This is a genomic window from Hydrogenoanaerobacterium sp., assembly GCF_032017025.1.
Classification (GTDB): Bacteria; Bacillota; Clostridia; order Oscillospirales; family Ruminococcaceae; genus Hydrogenoanaerobacterium.
Genome location: NZ_DALZQO010000001.1, coordinates 50,046 through 66,428 on the forward strand (window position 1 = coordinate 50,046; position 16,383 = coordinate 66,428).

Annotated in this window: 20 protein-coding genes; 8 read left to right on the forward strand and 12 right to left on the reverse strand. The window is 45.7% G+C overall.

Annotation, left to right across the window (positions count from 1 at the left end; genetic code table 11):
- From RTV33_RS00245 to RTV33_RS00270, 6 genes are all read right to left on the reverse strand, one after another.
- On the reverse strand, positions 1-903 hold the full coding sequence (locus RTV33_RS00245; protein WP_312640327.1) for a 4Fe-4S binding protein: 903 nt from the start codon (positions 901-903) through the stop codon (positions 1-3).
- The gene (locus tag RTV33_RS00250; protein ID WP_312640329.1) at positions 896-1,042 is read right to left on the reverse strand and encodes a CD1871A family CXXC motif-containing protein; all 147 of its coding nucleotides are present in this window, start codon (positions 1,040-1,042) and stop codon (positions 896-898) included. The genes RTV33_RS00245 and RTV33_RS00250 overlap by 8 nt, the downstream gene beginning before the upstream one ends.
- Positions 1,043-1,663, reverse strand: a complete 621-nt coding sequence (locus tag RTV33_RS00255) for a TlpA disulfide reductase family protein (protein ID WP_312640331.1) — start codon at positions 1,661-1,663, stop codon at positions 1,043-1,045.
- 283 nt (positions 1,664-1,946) lie between these two features.
- On the reverse strand, positions 1,947-2,390 hold the full coding sequence (locus RTV33_RS00260; protein ID WP_312640333.1) for a rhodanese-like domain-containing protein: 444 nt from the start codon (positions 2,388-2,390) through the stop codon (positions 1,947-1,949).
- A gap of 281 nt (positions 2,391-2,671) precedes the next feature.
- Positions 2,672-2,932: a helix-turn-helix domain-containing protein gene (locus RTV33_RS00265; protein ID WP_312640335.1), complete on the reverse strand. Its 261-nt coding sequence runs from the start codon at positions 2,930-2,932 to the stop codon at positions 2,672-2,674.
- Positions 2,933-2,948: 16 nt separating this feature from the next.
- A complete protein-coding gene (locus RTV33_RS00270; RefSeq protein WP_312640337.1) occupies positions 2,949-3,938 on the reverse strand; it encodes a hypothetical protein in 990 nt (329 codons plus the stop codon).
- A 243-nt stretch (positions 3,939-4,181) separates the two neighbouring features.
- On the opposite strand from RTV33_RS00270, the gene RTV33_RS00275 reads away from it, so the two are divergent.
- The 3 genes from RTV33_RS00275 (at position 4,182) to RTV33_RS00285 (ending at position 5,801) form a co-directional block, all read left to right on the forward strand.
- Positions 4,182-4,991: an alpha/beta hydrolase gene (locus RTV33_RS00275; RefSeq protein WP_312640339.1), complete on the forward strand. Its 810-nt coding sequence runs from the start codon at positions 4,182-4,184 to the stop codon at positions 4,989-4,991.
- Between the two features lie 190 nt (positions 4,992-5,181).
- A complete protein-coding gene (locus RTV33_RS00280; protein ID WP_312640341.1) occupies positions 5,182-5,355 on the forward strand; it encodes a hypothetical protein in 174 nt (57 codons plus the stop codon).
- 227 nt (positions 5,356-5,582) lie between these two features.
- Positions 5,583-5,801, forward strand: coding sequence for a hypothetical protein (locus tag RTV33_RS00285; protein ID WP_312640343.1), 219 nt, complete (start codon positions 5,583-5,585; stop codon positions 5,799-5,801).
- 50 nt (positions 5,802-5,851) lie between these two features.
- On the opposite strand, the gene RTV33_RS00290 is transcribed toward RTV33_RS00285, so the two are convergent.
- Together RTV33_RS00290 and RTV33_RS00295 are read right to left on the reverse strand one after the other, a co-directional pair.
- Positions 5,852-6,043 (reverse strand): hypothetical protein, encoded by a 192-nt coding sequence (locus tag RTV33_RS00290; RefSeq protein ID WP_312640346.1) that lies wholly within the window; start codon positions 6,041-6,043, stop codon positions 5,852-5,854.
- 89 nt (positions 6,044-6,132) lie between these two features.
- A complete protein-coding gene (locus RTV33_RS00295; protein WP_312640348.1) occupies positions 6,133-6,750 on the reverse strand; it encodes a TrkA C-terminal domain-containing protein in 618 nt (205 codons plus the stop codon).
- 179 nt (positions 6,751-6,929) lie between these two features.
- Between RTV33_RS00295 and RTV33_RS00300 the strand changes: the two genes are divergently transcribed.
- Both RTV33_RS00300 and RTV33_RS00305 read left to right on the forward strand, forming a co-directional pair.
- Positions 6,930-7,463 carry a hypothetical protein gene (locus RTV33_RS00300; protein WP_312640350.1) on the forward strand — a complete coding sequence of 178 codons (534 nt, stop codon included), beginning with the start codon at positions 6,930-6,932 and terminating at the stop codon, positions 7,461-7,463.
- A gap of 18 nt (positions 7,464-7,481) precedes the next feature.
- Entirely contained in the window at positions 7,482-8,489 is a 1,008-nt protein-coding gene (locus RTV33_RS00305) for a mechanosensitive ion channel family protein (RefSeq protein WP_312640352.1), read from the forward strand.
- Positions 8,490-8,896: 407 nt separating this feature from the next.
- Here RTV33_RS00305 and RTV33_RS00310 read toward each other — a convergent pair whose 3' ends face one another.
- Positions 8,897-9,640, reverse strand: a complete 744-nt coding sequence (locus tag RTV33_RS00310; protein WP_312640354.1) for a YebC/PmpR family DNA-binding transcriptional regulator — start codon at positions 9,638-9,640, stop codon at positions 8,897-8,899.
- A gap of 224 nt (positions 9,641-9,864) precedes the next feature.
- On the opposite strand from RTV33_RS00310, the gene RTV33_RS00315 reads away from it, so the two are divergent.
- Positions 9,865-10,209 carry a hypothetical protein gene (locus tag RTV33_RS00315; protein WP_312640356.1) on the forward strand — a complete coding sequence of 115 codons (345 nt, stop codon included), beginning with the start codon at positions 9,865-9,867 and terminating at the stop codon, positions 10,207-10,209.
- A 148-nt stretch (positions 10,210-10,357) separates the two neighbouring features.
- Positions 10,358-12,070: an adenine deaminase gene (gene ade / locus RTV33_RS00320; RefSeq protein WP_312640358.1), complete on the forward strand. Its 1,713-nt coding sequence runs from the start codon at positions 10,358-10,360 to the stop codon at positions 12,068-12,070.
- Positions 12,071-12,201: 131 nt separating this feature from the next.
- Here ade and RTV33_RS00325 read toward each other — a convergent pair whose 3' ends face one another.
- Genes RTV33_RS00325 through yqeC form a run of 3 tightly spaced genes read right to left on the reverse strand, consistent with a single transcriptional unit; the run spans position 12,202 to position 15,039 of the window.
- Entirely contained in the window at positions 12,202-13,242 is a 1,041-nt protein-coding gene (locus RTV33_RS00325; RefSeq protein WP_312640361.1) for an XdhC/CoxI family protein, read from the reverse strand.
- On the reverse strand, positions 13,232-14,035 hold the full coding sequence (gene yqeB, locus RTV33_RS00330; RefSeq protein WP_312640363.1) for a selenium-dependent molybdenum cofactor biosynthesis protein YqeB: 804 nt from the start codon (positions 14,033-14,035) through the stop codon (positions 13,232-13,234). Before yqeB ends, RTV33_RS00325 begins: the two co-directional genes overlap by 11 nt.
- Positions 14,029-15,039, reverse strand: a complete 1,011-nt coding sequence (gene yqeC, locus RTV33_RS00335) for a selenium cofactor biosynthesis protein YqeC (RefSeq protein ID WP_312640365.1) — start codon at positions 15,037-15,039, stop codon at positions 14,029-14,031. The genes yqeB and yqeC overlap by 7 nt, the downstream gene beginning before the upstream one ends.
- Positions 15,040-15,130: 91 nt before the next feature.
- Between yqeC and selD the strand changes: the two genes are divergently transcribed.
- Positions 15,131-16,174 (forward strand): selenide, water dikinase SelD, encoded by a 1,044-nt coding sequence (selD, locus tag RTV33_RS00340; protein WP_312640366.1) that lies wholly within the window; start codon positions 15,131-15,133, stop codon positions 16,172-16,174.
- Positions 16,175-16,383 lie beyond the last annotated feature (209 nt).

Here is a 16,383-nt window from a genome sequence, read left to right on the forward strand (position 1 = left end):
CTATTTCTCCTTTGAAATTAGTTCAGATTCTGCTTCATGACAGCTCCCTTTTTGGAACGTTGAGCAGATTGCTCCGTGAGGACAATGCTTTTTACAGTCACCGCAGCGGATACATTCTGGGCTGTTGGGCGTTTTATACACCGGAATGTCGAGTTTGCAAACCTTTTGACAAGCTTTACAGGAGGTGCATTTGTTCTCATCCACCCGAAAACGGTAAAATGCAATGGGATTGAACACGCCATAAATTGCCCCCAACGGACAAAGATAGCGACAGAACGGACGATAAACAAGCATAGAAAGCAGGATAAGCGCAACCAAGATAAAATTTTTCCAAGCAAAGAGCCACCCCGCAGCCGCTCGCAACCCTTCGTTTGCAATTACCAACGGAATTCCTGCAGTAAGCGTGCCGGACGGACAGATGTATTTGCAAAACCAAGGCTGCCCCTGCCCGATGATATCGACTACATAAAGCGGCAGAAGAATTACGAAAACAATTAGAATCACATACTTGAGCCATTTCAGCCACCGGTCACCCGGCAGTTTTTTCAGCTTCTTAACAAAGGGGATTTTATGGAGCAGATCCTGAATCAACCCAAACGGGCAGAGCCAGCCGCACACAAAACGTCCCAGTACAGCCCCGACCACCATGAGAAAACCGAGAATATAGAACGCAAATTTATAATTCCTGCTGCCCAGCACTGCTTGCAAAGACCCAATGGGGCAAGAGCCCAAAGCCCCCGGACAAGAATAGCAGTTCAGCCCCGGAACACACAAGGCTTTCGTACTGCCTGTAAAAATCTTGCCTTTTGCAAAACCCACAGCGTATCCATTTGTTAGGGCTGTAAACACGGACTGTACCCATAGCCTTGAATGATTTTTTAAGCTGGAAAACAGTTTACCCAATGCCGATGCACTCCAAACATATGTTAATTGCCTTGGTCAGTACGGTTGCAGCCTCTCCGCGGTAGACACCGAAGACTATAAAAGCAATACCAACCAACAAAACAAGTATTCCGGGAATGTTTTTTTGGAATGCTCCCACTTATTTCACATCCTCAAGTGTTTTATCGATGATCTTTGCCCAGTCTGCTTTTTGCTTTGCACCCAAATAGGATTTTCCAACGATGTTGCCACTTTTATCAACAAAGATTGTTTCGGGCACGCCGGTTACATCTTTGAGCTTTGCCTGAATCAGGTCATTCGAGGGTAGTAGGTGCGTATATGCCGCGCCCGTTTTGGCAACAACTTCTTTCGCGGTATCCACCATTTCCTCAGAAATCGTTCCATCTTGCTTTAGCACGTCCATTACAATACCTACAATCTGGACATTTTTATCTTTGTATTCGGCTGCAAGCTCGCCCAACTCAGGCATTTCACTTAAGCAAGGGCCGCAAAAGGTTGCCCATATATTGATCATGGTAAGGTCGTAATCTGCGAAAATTTCTTGTGTAACTTCGTTTCCCTCAAGGTCTGTGGAGGTAAAGGCACTGAGAGAAGGAACTGATTCCTCCGCTGCCGATGACGTGGCGTCACCAGCGGAAGCAGACAAAGAGGCTTCGGCAGCGCTGCTTGATGCGTCAATCTGTTTGGGGCTGCATGCCGATAAGACTGTTACTGCTGCCAGCACCATTGTAAGAATAAGGGTACGTTTGCTTGTGTTCATTTTGTTTCCTCCTGTTGTAAGGTTTTAGGTTCTCATCAATAATTTGCTTGACTTCTTCTTTAGAGCCGATTCTATGTCAAGCTGTTCCCAATCTGATATTCGGCCTCATGTCTTGGAACCGCCCATCGCAATAATTGCTGTACATAAAATAAATATGGGAATCGTCCGTATGCTAAGTGATACCCCGCTTAAATTGGGCAAACCCCCGCCCCTCCAGTCAGGAACAGCAACAGAAGAAGCAGGACGGCAGCAGCCATTCCAATCACTCTCACATATTTTAGATTCATTTATCCCCCGCCACAGTCTCGTACGGCCAGCTGTTAATTCCCCCAAAGTCGTAAACCGCGGTATAGCCCAAAGCGACTAATTTTTCCGCTGCTTGACGGCTTCTGTTTCCGCTCCTGCAATAAACGAGTATCTCTGCATTTAAGTCGGGCAGCTGCTCGGGTCGGGTATCTTTAATGTTTTCGTTCGGCAACAGAAGGGCTCCCCCTATATGCTTTTCGTCATATTCCTGCTGCGTTCTGACATCCAGAATAATAGCATCTGTATTTTCATCCATTCGTTTCTTTGCTTGTTCTGCGGTTATTTGATGGTAGACCGCTTGCGCTTCAGTTGCTTGTGAAGATATGGCAGAGGATGACGATGCCGACTGAGCCGAACAAGCAGTAAACATAAGCATGGACAACAATGTGCTGCCTAATGTAAATATCGATTTCTTTTTCAATACAATTCTCCCCCTTAAATGTAACTTTTTCCACTACAGTTTATATTGTAATTATATTGGTTACAGTTATGATTGTCAACATTTATTTTAGATTCAATTTTTGTCCGACACAGATTACGGTCATTACTGGTATGTAAAGCCTATAACCTTAGTACACTAAGTGCAAAAAAGCAGCGAAGCACTCAGCCCCGCTGCTTTTTTGTTTCCTATGCTTTATGGTTCTCATTGTCATGGAGTCGGTCAAACTTTTACTTGCGCTGATTCCGAAAAAAGCGATAAGCTCACTTCATTTCTACTAATTCCTTAATTTCAGGAATGGTATATCCCTGTTGTTTGAGCAGCCGTATTTTTTCTATTGTGGCAATTGCCTTTTCGCGGGGGAACCTTCGTGTTAAATTTTCTTCCTCCTGTTCAAAAGGCAGCATTCCTTCTTCTGTATAAAATTTAAGGGTACTGTAGCGACAATTCGTGAGCCGCACCAATTCACCTATGGATATATACTCGGACGCCAATATTTTTTCTATGGAGCGTTGTCTAGACATAACTTCCTAAACCCCTTTAAATTGGGTATTTGCGGAGGCGTACGCCATGAATGGGCACTCTCCCCTGAATTGCTTCCGGAACCGCTTCGTACAGAATATTATCTACTTTTATCAGCGGAACCTGCCCTTCACGCAGCACGGTATAGGAGTGGCCGTTCGCCTCCAACCGCGCTTTTACATCGCTCAGCCTTTGGTTTGAGTTAGAAAACCAAGCCTCGGTATCGATAAAAACGGATTGAGAACGCTCAAAAAACGGAAATATAAAATTCACACCTGTGCCCGTAGAAGTTTTGATAACGGTTTTTTTTGCATTCAGTAACCCTTTTATTGCGATTTCGATACCACGGTGTATATCAATTTCAAATACTGCTTTTGCAAATGTTGAGCTTTGGCGCAGCTCATATATTCTAAGCGCTACTGTTTGCAGCTCGTTTTTCGAGAATATATCATGCAAGCAAGCGCTCTCACGGAGAAGCCAAAGCATCAATATCGTTTCATCCGTTACCGAGCCTTCTTCTAAAATTTCTGCACGAATGCTCTCTGTAATCCTTGTATACTCCTCAATATTGCTGCGATATTCTTTTATTTTAACCCCTGCGCCGTCATAAAATAGGTCGCATCCCAAAAGATTCGGAATTTCTTCCAACAAGTCTGCTCCCATTAAAAAGTCTGCTATGGCGCGCTCTAGTTTTTTTAGTTTCCTCATGGAAAGTTTGGACGCTTTCGCTAGCCACCATTTCAGGTTGCCGTTTACGCTGCCTTTTTTGTAAGCCAAAGCATTCAGAACAGTCTCCTGGTATAGAGCAATGTCAGACTGTTCGGATACACTTTTTTGCAAGGTTGCGTTATACCCTGTTTGCGTGAATCCTCCATCTAGATAGATCTCTAAAATAACCGCCGCCGCGATACAACGAAGAGAAATTTTCTTTACTGTTGTCATATAGCGGCTATCCTGCGCGTTTAGCGCAATCATAGAAAAACTTTGTGCCAGCTTTAAATTACACATGATGTTTCCCCCCTAAAAAAATGCTCTCTACTTACTACTTACTACTTACTACTTACTACTTGTAGTAATACCACATACGTGTTTTTTTGTCAAGTGTTTTTCTATCCACACCTTGTTTCGCGGTCTCTCCCCTTTGTCTTTTGTTCTTTTTCTATCTTTAACTTACTTTATATAGTTTTTTGCACACTTTATCAAACTGTTCGAATATCATGTTACTATTATTATTTGATTGAGGGTGCTGATGTGGAATACAGGATAAAGGTAGAGCCGAATGTAAAAATATATGTAAATGATATTAACCCACGGGGCAGAAAGACCATCTTATTTATTCACGGATGGCCAGCAAACTATAAAATGTTTGAGTACCAATACAATAAGCTTGTTCCGTTAGGTTACCGCTGTATCGGCTTTGACATGAGGGGATTCGGAAATTCAGATAAGCCCTTGACAGGTTATACCTATGACAGGCTAGCGGATGATTTAAAAATTGTAATTGAGACCCTAGGGCTAAGAGATATTACCCTTTCGGGGCATTCTACAGGCGGTGCAGTCGCAATTCGGTATATGGCACGGTATAAAGGGTACGGGGTATGCAAACTTGCTCTGTTCGCAGCAGCTGCACCCAGCCTTATCAGGCGGCCGTATTTCCCCTATGGGCAAACAGAAGAAGCGATTCAGGCAATTATTCAGTCTACGTATGCCGACCGCCCTTTGATGCTGCATAACTTTGGTGAAATGTTCTTTTATCAGAAGGTTTCTCAGCCTTTCTCCGATTGGTTTTTCCAATTAGGGCTGCAGGCTGCCAGCTGGTCAACCATTGCGATCTCGAAAGCTTGGTTGGTCGAAGAACTGTTTTCTGACCTCGGAAAAATTCACGTTCCCACCTTGATTATGCATGGTATCCATGATCAAGTGGTACCGTATCCTTTGGCTACTGCGCAGAATCTGGGTATTAAAAACTCGAAACTTATAACATTTGAGAACAGCGGACATGGGCTGTTTTATGATGAACGGGATAAGTTTAACAGTGAACTGATACAATTTGTTGGGTAGCGATTCGTACGGTTATAGGTCTGTCCAATCGAATATTCGTATTACAGTACTATCCTTTCTACTAAATTAAAAGCTACATTTCACCGATAGTAACAGTGAAATGCAGCTTTTGCTTTTGTAAGCATAAAAACAGATTGACTCTGCTGATTAAACCGCCCTTTTGCGTACACACTAATACCGAGGTGATTGTATGCACGATAACATTCACAGCTTGTTTTCGTTTGGTTTTGGTGGCGATATGTCCGCTGCCTCCTATTTTGAAGATCTACCGGAGGACGTAAAGCGAATCGTAAGCGAGCATGCGCATGAATTTCATTCTGTGGATGAAATGAAAAAGTACGTTGAAAACCTATTAAAACCGTAGGGCAAAGCTATTTAGCTTTGCTTTTTTGTTTTCACAATCTGCTTATTCTCAACCAAATTCTACAAAATATGTAATTTGATGCTCTGTTTTTTGTGAAGTCCTACAATTATTATCCATTCGGCAAAGTCTCTTATTTCTCGACATTTCCCGCTATTGCAATTTTTGCAGTCTTCTATTAAACTAACAATTGTTGCGCAATAAATTTATATAAAAGGATGTATTAAAAATTGAAAAGAATCACTGTGAGCCTAAGCTTGTTAAAGGAAAAATTGTTGGAAATAGAAAACGACAATATGGACTTGGTAGAACTTCGTATTGTAAGCGGTACGGTAGACAACATGGTAGTCAACGCCCCATTTCTTCATTTTGAGGGAATTTCTAAAAACGGAGCCTATAAGGATTATGAGAGCATCGATGAATCTTCGATTGTTGGAATGTTTGCTTAATACATAGATAAAGACTGTATCCGGCCGAATACAGTCTTTTCCAAGCTTTATTAAGAAAGGCCTTCAACAAAACTTTTAATATCCTCTAATTCATGATACAACGACGCACCAATAACGCGGGACAATGCCTGATTTAGCTCATCGTATTGATTTTCGGTGGGCTTGGTGGATGTAGTTCTGTGTTTTTCCAGACGTTTTATCCTGTCATCCAACTCCCCAATAATCTTCTGCTTCACATCCATTTTATTCACTCCTTTTTCTTTTATTATCTCCTCCCTGTTTGTTCCTATCCAAGAAGAAAAACCTGCATTTTTAAAATGCAGGTTCTTATTTATTTTACTAATTCTTTTACTTTATCCACCGAATCGACTTTCCCTGCCACAACCAGTATGTCATAAGGCTTAAATATAGCATTGGGCCCTGGTGAAAGATTGATTTTACCCTCACTTTTAATGGCGACAATGGTGGCTTCTGTATTTTGCCAAAACTCCAATTCGCGCACACTTTTACCAATGATATGGGAACCCGGCAAAATTTCAAACTCGTAGTTGCGCAGCGGGTCGCTGCTTTTAAAGCGGTCACCAAGATCGGTAATTTGATTCACCAGCTCAATAATACGCGTGTTAACCTTGCCGCGTTCATCAAGCAGAGCGCGCAGCTCGGCTTTCAGAGAACGAATATCCTTTCCGGTTTCAAACTTTTCAATGTATTCCACTGCATTTTTTCGCGAGAGTACCGTTGCGCCGATGTTTTGCTGTACACTGATAATTTCCATATCGGCAAGTTGTTTAAAGGCACGGCGGATAGTCTCCTGCGAGACACCATACTCCGTAGACATCAGGGAACGACCGGTAAATTTTGAATTCTCGGCAAGCTCGCCCGATGCGATTTTCGTGGCAATATCAAAGGCTACCTGAGAATATACAGGGGGCTTGGGGTTGTTTCTCATATTATGGCACCATCTTTTTTTATAATACTATTATCTTAACACAAATTAATAAAAATTGCCAGTGGTGTGTATCGACCATTCATAAAAGGTTCATTTGACGATGAGTAGTGGATGCGGTATACTTTTTTGTAAGGGCGATATTCCATGCAGCCTTTGCCCTATTGTAAAGGTGGTAACCAATGAAACTGATTAAACAGAAACCTCACCCAGCCACACGTAAAATTGCCCGGATTTTATTTTGGAGCAGCCTTAGCCTGCGCATAGCTCTGGCAGGGTTGGAGCTTACCGCAGGGCTGTATATTGCAGGAACAGTAACCCTGCCACTGATTAACTTTGTTGTGCTAATTTCAGCACTGTTTTTAATTCAAAAGCGCCGTGCTGTGCTTTATATCCTCACCGGGCTCTTGATTGTATGCAATGCAGCCCTGTTGCTTATCAATAATGATTGTGCGGAATATTATTTTACATCTCCGCAAAAGACCAACACATTGGTCATTCGTGAAAAAAGCGCCTTGATCAGTTCCGGCTGGGCAGATGTTTACAGCCGCGAATTTGGTATTTTCAAACGTAAACTAGATTATAAAGTGGGTACCGATGACAGCTACCAGCCGTTTGCACATGGGCAATATCGTCTAGAATGGACAGGCGAATTCACCGCATTGCTGGACTATTACAATGGACATGGTTATCAGCAGCTTGAAATCAAGCTATAGTATCCGGGAGGGGCAACTATGACACCCAATATTTCAAATGATATGCTGGAAACACCGGCGACCATCAGCGGGCAATTGTTAATGAAATTAGAAACACTAGTGGAGTATTTTAGGGGCAATGCCGGCGAACTGATCTGGAATGTTATTGTGGTTGCTGTTATTTTGCTGCTTGCAAAGCTGGCGTTGTACCTTATTTCACTTGGTACAAAATCGACTATGCAAAAGCAAAAATACCACCGCAGTGAGAAGCAAGGAAAACGCATTGATACGATGATGACGCTGCTGCGCAGTGCCGCGCGGTATGTGATTTATTTTATTGCCCTTTTACTGATTCTGCGCCAGTTTAATCTTTTCGAAAGCATGAAAGGCTTGGTTGTAACAGCCGGTATCGGCAGCTTGGCCATCGGTTTTGGCGCGCAAAACCTTGTAAAAGATGTTGTCACCGGATTTTTTATGATGTTTGAGAACCAGTTCTCGGTGGGAGACTATATTAAAACCGAAGAATTTGAGGGTACCGTAGAAGCAACTGCGGTACGCGTCACCTATCTGCGCACCTTTAAAGGTGAACAGGTCATTATTCCAAACGGAACGATCTCGCGTGTTGTGAACTACTCTCGTGGAGATAATGTAGCTTCTATTACTGTTTCCACCCCATATGAGGCAGATACACGCAAGATGATTCAATTGATTGAGCGCGCTGTGACGCTTTATGCGAGTGAAAATACAGATGTGATCAAGGAGCCACCCGTTGTGCAGGGTATCACCTCGTTTGGCAGCTCCACTGTGGATATCGGTGTTATCTGCAAGGTGCATTCTATGAAGCAGTGGCAGGTGGAGCGTGGTATGCGGCTCGCTGTAAAAGAAATGCTTGATCGAAACGATATTGACTATCCCTATCCCCGCATAATCACAATGGATTATGCCCCACCAAAGGAATTGGCGCTGGATCAACTTGCAGAAGAAACGCAACAGCAGAAAGACGCTGCAACGGAGATACCGGAGTGGGCAAATGTTGAGGATGATTGATTTGTTCAGCAGACATTTATATAGGATTTTTTATAATTTAGTAAAATTTCCATTTTTAAACTCTAATATTATTGCTTCTTTTCGGATATATTAGTAAAGACACTATTGAAAGGAGATGTCCCGAAGTTGGAGAATTAACGAGCATACCGTAGTATTTTATAATACTGCCAGTATGTAAGCGATTGTTCATTGGATAGGAAGTCTCAAAAAGTCAATAATGTCTTTGAGAACCATCACCTAATTAAATTAGGTGATGGTTTTTGTTTAAAAAAACATATCAAATCTGCACATAATAAAAATAAAGAGCCTCCTTAACATGTTTACAAATGTTAAAAAGGCTTTTATTGTGCTCTACTTCTCGTAACTTGATACTTAAAAAGTGATTTTAGAACAGATACGCTTTACAATCAGTCTTCGTCAGGTTCTTCCGGCATCTCCCAGTTGTGGAAGACCTCCTGCACATCGTCGTTATCCTCGAGGTGCTCAAGCAGCAGAGACATTTTGTTCTGCAGGTCTGGGTCTTCAATGGCAGTGTAGGTGGAAGGCACCATTACGGGGTCTGCCGACAAAACCTTATAGCCTTTCTCGATTAATCCCTTGTTTACTGCGTGAACGTCATTGGGCTCGCAGGAGATTTCAACCACATCGTCTTCAAAGCTGAAGTCGCTTGCACCAACATCCATGCAATCCTCCATCACCTTATCCTCGGTGAGTTTGTTGTTCTCAACCACAACAATACCTTTGCGCTCAAACATAAAAGAAACACAGCCGCTTTGCCCGAGGTTGCCGCCAAATTTATCAAAGTAATGACGCAGGTCACCCGCTGTACGGTTTTTGTTATCGGTAAGTGCTTCAACAATAACCGCCACGCCGCAGGGGCCATAACCCTCATACACCATATCGACGTAATTATTTTTGTCGCCATCGCTGCTTGCTTTTTTAATTGCGCGCTCTATATTATCGTTCGGAACATTGTTCGCTTTCGCTTTTGCAATAAGGTCATAAAGCTTGCTGTTGTTGTTTGGGTCGGCACCGCTTTCTTTTACTGCTACCGCAATTTCTCTGCCTATTTTGGTAAAGATCTTGGCACGGGCACCATCTGTCTTTTCTTTTTTACGCTTGATGGTACTCCATTTGGAATGTCCAGACATCTAAAATCGTCCTCTCATGTAAAGAATTCATACTGATACATTTTATCACACCAAATTGGCTTGTTCAAGGGCAAAAACAGGAACCCAGCAAAAATTTGTTTTAATAAAAGCATGTTTGCAACCATTGCACATTGTTCACTTCCGCTAAAAGTGATACAATAGATTATCATAAATCCACACGAAAATAAGCTGTAGCCACTACAGCCATCGAGGAGGTCAGATTAATGAAGCTTTTGGTTTTCGTTTTAAACAAGGTAGAGGCTTTGGAGCCCCTGCTGGAACGCTTTTCACACGACGGTATCAATGGTGCAACCATATTAAACAGCAACGGCATGGCACACACTCTTTCAGAGTGCGGCAGCTCGTTTCTTGGCTCGCTGCGTGCAATTCTGAACCCCGACCGTGTGGAGAGCAGAACCCTGTTTGCGGTGCTGCCCGAGGAGCAGGTTGAAATTGCCCTAAATGCAATTGAGTTGGTGGTTGGAGATCTCTCCAAGCCCGACACCGGCATTGTTTTCACGGTTCCCGTCGATTTTACGAAAGGTATCAAACTGGACTCGAAGCAATAATGATGAGCACTCCCAACCCCCGCTGTCTCTTTCAGACGGTGGGGGGTTCTTTAAAAATACCCAAAAATAGGTTGATTTTCTTTATAATTGGAATATACTATATAGTAATACTTATATATAATATATACAGTTTAAAGGAGGTTGTGATATGAAATATGAGCAATTTGCAAAGATGACTCAAACAGCACTGGGAAAACAAAAGGCTGAACTGGTGCTCAAAAACGCCAATGTGGTAAACGTTTTTTCAGGTGAAATCATCCTAGCGGACGTTGCTATCTCGGACGGAATGATTGTTGGCGTTGGCCGCTACGATGGGATACTGGAGCAGGATATGACTGGCAAGACCCTTTGCCCCGGTTTTGTTGATTCGCATCTGCATTTTGAATCCACGCTGGTAGCACCACCTGAGCTGATTGCCAATGCCGTTGCGTTTGGTACTACGACCTACATAGCAGACCCTCACGAAAGCGCTAATGTCTGCGGATTGGAGGGCATTGACTACATATTAAACCAAACTGAGCAGGTTCCCGCAAATGTGTTTGTGATGATGCCGTCCTGCGTACCATCCGCCGCGTTTGAAGACAACGGCTGCAAGCTGACCGCCGATGAGATGAAACAATATGCGCACCACCCCCGCATATTGGGGCTTGGCGAAGTGATGGATTACCGTGGCGTGGTAAACGCAGACAAAGCGATGTATGATAAGCTGGAGCTGTTCCGCCACAAGAAGCTAGACGGGCATGCCCCATTTTTGCAGGACTATGATCTTGCTGCCTATACGCTGGCAGGCATTGCAACCGATCATGAATGCTGCGACTTTGAATACGCCATGAAAGAGCGCCGCAACGGAATGCAGATTCTTATCCGTGAGGGAACAGCGGCAAAAAACTTGGAGGCGATTGTGCGGGGGCTTGTGGAGCACAACATTGATACCAACGGGTTTTGCTTTTGCACCGACGATAAACACATAGAAGAAATACGGCGCGAGGGGCACATCAGCCATTGTGTTAAAAAAGCGATAGCATTGGGTATTTCCCCCGTACATGCGGTTCAGATGGCGAGCATCAACGCCGCAAAATGCTATCATCTGGACGGTATCGGTGCAATTGCACCGGGATATCAGGCGGATATTGTGGTGCTGGATGATTTGGAGCAGATGAAAATTGCATGCGTCTATCACAAGGGAATGGTAGTAAGCGAAGGCTGCAAATCTGCAAAAGCTCGGGTTCTGCCCTGCAGTGGCGCCATTCGCGAGAGTGTGCATGTAGGTGTGCTTCGTGAGAATAGTTTTACTCTTAGGACTGATGGCGAGCCGTTCCCTGTCATTGGGCTGATCGATGGGCAGATACTGACAAAGCGCATCGATGCGGTGCTGCCGCAAAAAGACGGCATCTTCATGCCCAACACCGAGTACAACAAAATTGCGGTGATAGAGCGTCATAAAGCAACGGGGCATATTGGTGTGGGGGCCGTGAAGGGCTTCGGTATTGCCGGCGGCGCCATTGCTTCGAGTGTGTCGCACGACTGTCACAACATTATTGTAGCGGGTGACAATGACACCGATATGCTGCTTGCGGTACGCGAACTGATGCGTACGCAGGGCGGTTATGCGATTGCGGGCGGCGGGCAAGTGATTGCTTCACTCCCCCTGCCTGTAATGGGGCTGATGTGTGACACCGGTTTTGAGCAGGTAAACAGTACACTGCACAGCATGGTGGAGTTGGCACACAATATGGGGGTAAACCCCAACATCGATCCATTCATTACACTTTCATTTACGGCACTGCCGGTGATTCCCGAACTGCGGCTGACCACGCGCGGCATTTACGATGTGAAAAAGGAGCAGTTTGTTCCGGGCTAGCGAAAACGCTCTGGCTGAATAGAATTTATGTAAAAAGGAATCCCCTGTACGGGGATTCCTTTTTGCTGTTATTCCAAGCTCTTTAGCACCTCAAGCCTTTGCTTGTAGCGTGTGGTTTGTCTTCATGAGAATTACTGCTCAAAAACAATCGGTTCCATTAAAACTGTGATGGTACCGCCGCACACCATACCTGCCTGCTTAGCATCGGTATTGGTCATGTTGCAGGTGCATATCTGCGGTTTACCGTTTTCGATAACATCCCCCGCCATTGCGCACACCTTTCCCTCGCCTGCACCACCACCAATGCTTCCGCTGAGAATTTTACCTTGTGCATCCAACAGCATTTTTGCACCTGTGCTGCGGGGCGCAGAGCCTTTTTTGGTGATGATGGTCGCCATCACCACGGGGTAGCTGATGTTGTCGAGGCAATCGAGCATGCTGTCCTCCATACATCCTTCGGCAAAACCCGAGCGGCGCACCTGAATCAGCTCCGCTGCAATGCAAACGGCAATTTCGGCGGGGGTTTGCGCACCAATTTTCAACCCGATGGGGGCATAAACCTGTGCCAGCTGCTCTTCAGAGTACCCATCCTCTTTCATCTGCTTCATAACCACAGCAACTTTTGGCTTGCTGCCAATCATACCAATATAGGCATGCGGGCAGTGCAAAGCCGCCTGAAGGCACTCGCGGTCGGCTGAATGCCCGCGGGTGACAATGACATAATAGGTGTTTGAGTTGCTGTCGAGTTGTGCAAAGGCCTTCTCATAGTCGGCACAAATCACGTTTTGCACGGTGGGGAAACGCTCTCGGTTGGCAAACTCCTCACGGTCGTCTATGACGGTGACCTCAAAGTCGAGCATTACTCCGATTTGTGAAAGGCTCAGCGAGATATGCCCACCTCCACAGATGACGAGCCTTGGGCGGCGCACTAGGTTTTCGGCAAGTACTTCTGTTCCATTGATTTTGGCGGTACAGGGTGCGTCTGCAAGTTGGCTATCTGATGCAGCAGACTGCCAAAAATCGTACAATGCTTCGTTTTGTACAAGCGTGGTATTTCCGGCATACAGTGCTTTTTGCCCTGCATGCTCGCCCGAAAGCGCGGTATACAACCGCACGTCGCCATCCTCGCGCACATGGTGTGCTAGCTTTTTGTAAAAATTCCTATTGTTCACAATCTTTCACCTCGTTAATAAAATGGAGTACAGCTTCAAGCGCACCGCCAGCAATGGCACGTGCCTTATCGGAAACAGTAAAACAATATTCGTAAATACCACGCGGATCAACGTCCCCGCTTTTCATACCCGCAAACACAGGGGTGTTGGGTGGCAGCATACCGCGTACAATGCCGTCAATATTGGTGAGCACAGGTTTCGAATCCACAGTGGCGACGATATCACCCGCTTTTACAAAATCACCGATATCGGCAACCGGAGTAAAGCTTCCGTCACAGCATGCACGTAAAATGCGTTCGCTGGTAAAGCCGCCGATGTTACCGGGGATACCGGTGTTTTCAGCTGCATTGCCGCTGTAAAGTACACGCCCGAGATTATGCCCGCGCTTGGTTTCGACAACTGCATGGCAGTCGACACCCGCGGTAAATCCGGGGCCGAGCGCTACAACGACAGGGGCATCTGTAATACAAGTGCCGAGGTTTTTTTTCGCGATAATCGCATCAATGATTGCATCAGGTTGTAGTGCTTTCGCAATGTTTGCATTTGGGTCGACGATGACAGCGACCTCTTTTTTGTGCAGCGTATCTCTAATCTCATCCAAATTCGCACACAGGCGGGCGGGAATGCCCTCCACCTCGGCAGTTTGTTCGTAAACCGCGCGCGAAAACGCGACGGTTCGCCTTACCGTGGTTGGTTGTGCCGTTTCGGTCATCACCACATCAAAGCCACACATTTTAAGCCTGCATCCCACGCCGGTTGCCAAATCGCCCGCACCTTTAATCAATATCAGCATTTTGCAGCACTCCTTTTTTGAGAATAATATTCAAATTGCTTGGATAAAAACGACGTAACCGCAACACGCTGAACTCCCGATTGCATCAGCAGACCCGCGATGGTACCTGCCTGCCCCCGCAAAAATCCGTTATCCGCCTGATTGAGCGCAACCGTCAGCTGGCTGCCAAAGTGCCCGTAGGAGTGGTAAAGCAGCCTTGCCATATCTTGTGCGTTAATCAGATGGGTATCTGTTACATTTAATAGCTGCTGGGCGATGGGCGCACGGTGGCAGACTTGTCCAATTGGTTTGCCGAGGCACGAAAGCCCGCCTACCGCAATGATTTGATCGGTACCGGAGTAAATGACCGGTTCACGGTCATTTGGTACCTTGATGGGCAAGCAGCGTGAACCATCCGCTTCAATCAGCAGAAAATCTGCCGTGTTCTGCAGGTAGCGCAGCAGCTCGGCGGCAGGCATTGCCAGCTTATCGTTTTCAGCAGATGCGCCAACCGTTACCAGGTTGGATTCGCTCAGAGCGATATCTATTTTTCTCAAATCACCGTCTGTTACCACATGGGTACATTGCTGAACATCGGGGCGAAAGATATGTGTGGTGGTGGTAACCGCCACACGCTTGCCCTGCCCTGCCAGTTCATGCGCCAGTGCAAACAAAAAAGTGGTTTTTCCGCCCGCGCCCACCAGTGAAATTACTCGTTTGCGGGTTGTATCTATGCCAAACAGTTCACAAAGCTTGGGCGTATGGCTGCTAACTTGTGCAAGAGCGGCAAGGGCTTCATCGCGCAGGCGTAAAATCTCGGTGGCATAGGCCAGCAGCTTTGTGCCCTCTTTTGACGGATAAACGGCCTTGGTAGTGCGCTCAATGAGACGCACACCGAGTTCCTTTTCAAGGCTGCTGATGTGCGAACTGATGGTGGGCTGTGTTAAAAACAGCTGTTCGCCCGCTTTGGAAAAGCTGCCAAGCTTTGCCACCCACACAAGAGCTTCAAGTTGCTTTAAATCCATATATAACGTCCTTTCGCGCAAATGTGTTCTTGTTTTTCACATAAGAATGGGGTAAGATAGTATACAAATGATAGAGATGGGAGGGTATGAAATGTCTGAACTGAAAGATATGCGTCTGACGCAGATGACCCAAAGCGCCGGTTGAGCATCCAAGATCGGACCGGGTGTCCTTGCACAAGTTTTGTGCAACTTACCAAAATTCTCAGACCCGAATTTGATTGTCGGGTTCGACACAAGCGATGATGCATGTGTTTATAAAATCAGCGATGACCTCGTACTGATTCAGACGGTAGACTTCTTCCCACCGATTGTAGACGACCCGTACACCTACGGACAGATTGCCGCTACCAACGCACTCAGTGACATTTACGCTATGGGCGCTGCCCCTACGCTTGCAATGAATCTGCTGTGCTACCCCTCCTGTCTGCCACAGGAAACGGTACAGGCAATTTTGGCAGGCGGCTATGATAAAGTGCGCGAAGCGGGCGCTATTATTGCGGGCGGGCATACCATTGAAGACAGCGAGCCAAAATACGGCTTGTGCGTAAGTGGGTTTGCACACCCCGATAAGGTACTCAAAAACAGCGGTGCGCAAACGGGTGACCTACTGATTCTCACCAAGCCCCTCGGCATTGGTATTCTCACTACCGCGGCAAAAGCAGACATGGCGGATGCCGATGCTTACAAGCTGGCCATTGAGAACATGTCTACGCTCAACAAAGCCGCCTGCGAGGTGGTAACGCGCTACCATGCGCATGCCTGTACCGATGTAACCGGCTTTGGCCTGCTGGGGCATGCCTTTGAAATGGCAGAGGGTTCACAGCGCAGCATCAAGCTGTTTTCCCAGGAAATTCCCGTGCTGCCAACCGCCGCTACACTTGCTGAGATGGGCATTATACCAGCGGGCGCGTACACCAATATGAACTACCTGTACGAAAAGGTAAGGATAAATGACGGTGTGGCACGCAGTACGCGCGATATACTGGCTGACCCGCAGACCGCGGGAGGCTTGCTTATTTCGGTAGCGCCGAAAGAAGCGAGGGAGATGCTCGCCGAGCTGCAGCAACGTACCCCTTGGGCGCGCATTGTGGGCGAGGTTACGGATAAAACAGAACACAGCATCATTGTGGAATGATGTGTCGCAAAAAGTCTGCGGAGCTTTCCGTAGGCTTTTTTTGTTTGAGCAGATTTTAAGGAAATAACATCTGTTTTTGGCGGGAGTATGTGGGAATCAAGCCCTATTTAAATTGGCTTATCATGCAGAATTACAAGCCTTCTGTGTGTTTTTTGAGTATTTTAGATACGACCATTAGTATTACTTTAAATATGATACCATAAGAATAC

What these genes read in the sequence shown, in the direction of transcription:
- RTV33_RS00255 (WP_312640331.1), bottom strand. Translation starts at nt 1,663, where the DNA reads ATGAACACAAGCAAACGTACCCTTATTCTTACAATGGTGCTGGCAGCA.
- RTV33_RS00265 (WP_312640335.1), bottom strand. Translation starts at nt 2,932, where the DNA reads ATGTCTAGACAACGCTCCATAGAAAAAATATTGGCGTCCGAGTATATA.
- RTV33_RS00270 (WP_312640337.1), bottom strand. Translation starts at nt 3,938, where the DNA reads ATGTGTAATTTAAAGCTGGCACAAAGTTTTTCTATGATTGCGCTAAAC.
- RTV33_RS00280 (WP_312640341.1), top strand. Translation starts at nt 5,182, where the DNA reads ATGCACGATAACATTCACAGCTTGTTTTCGTTTGGTTTTGGTGGCGAT.
- RTV33_RS00290 (WP_312640346.1), bottom strand. Translation starts at nt 6,043, where the DNA reads ATGGATGTGAAGCAGAAGATTATTGGGGAGTTGGATGACAGGATAAAA.
- RTV33_RS00295 (WP_312640348.1), bottom strand. Translation starts at nt 6,750, where the DNA reads ATGAGAAACAACCCCAAGCCCCCTGTATATTCTCAGGTAGCCTTTGAT.
- RTV33_RS00300 (WP_312640350.1), top strand. Translation starts at nt 6,930, where the DNA reads ATGAAACTGATTAAACAGAAACCTCACCCAGCCACACGTAAAATTGCC.
- RTV33_RS00305 (WP_312640352.1), top strand. Translation starts at nt 7,482, where the DNA reads ATGACACCCAATATTTCAAATGATATGCTGGAAACACCGGCGACCATC.
- RTV33_RS00310 (WP_312640354.1), bottom strand. Translation starts at nt 9,640, where the DNA reads ATGTCTGGACATTCCAAATGGAGTACCATCAAGCGTAAAAAAGAAAAG.
- RTV33_RS00315 (WP_312640356.1), top strand. Translation starts at nt 9,865, where the DNA reads ATGAAGCTTTTGGTTTTCGTTTTAAACAAGGTAGAGGCTTTGGAGCCC.
- ade (WP_312640358.1), top strand. Translation starts at nt 10,358, where the DNA reads ATGAAATATGAGCAATTTGCAAAGATGACTCAAACAGCACTGGGAAAA.
- yqeB (WP_312640363.1), bottom strand. Translation starts at nt 14,035, where the DNA reads ATGCTGATATTGATTAAAGGTGCGGGCGATTTGGCAACCGGCGTGGGA.
- yqeC (WP_312640365.1), bottom strand. Translation starts at nt 15,039, where the DNA reads ATGGATTTAAAGCAACTTGAAGCTCTTGTGTGGGTGGCAAAGCTTGGC.